The organism is Mesorhizobium sp. M2D.F.Ca.ET.226.01.1.1, assembly GCF_004022705.2.
GTDB lineage: Bacteria > Pseudomonadota > Alphaproteobacteria > Rhizobiales > Rhizobiaceae > Mesorhizobium.
This window is the reverse complement of record NZ_RZOY02000100.1, coordinates 1-311: the sequence shown is the minus strand read 5'-3', so window position 1 is coordinate 311 and position 311 is coordinate 1. Positions and strand designations below refer to the sequence as shown.

Genomic DNA, 311 nt, shown 5'->3' with positions numbered 1-311 from the left:
CGGCCACCGTGCTGGTGGTCGAGATCGGCGGCACGTTCGCCGGCTATGCCACGATCGGCAAGAACCGCGCCCGCGAGCTCAGGCAACAGGGCGAGATCTATGAGCTTTACCTGCGGCCGGAGTACCAGGGCATCGGGCTGGGCAGCCGGCTCTTCGAGGCGGCGCGGACGCGCCTGGCCGATCACGGCCTCAGGGGCCTGGTGGTATGGGCGCTGGAAGACAACCACAATGCTCTGGCCTTCTATGCCGGCAATGGCGGCCGCGACGTCGCCGAGGGCGTCGAGGTCTTCGAGCAGAAGGCGCTGAAGAAG

1 protein-coding gene is annotated in these 311 nt (G+C 67.8%); it reads left to right on the top strand.

Translation table 11 applies throughout. The features are described 5' to 3' along the window. The coding region (locus EN869_RS33945) for a GNAT family N-acetyltransferase (protein WP_135916154.1) at positions 1-311 on the top strand (311 nt) is incomplete at both ends.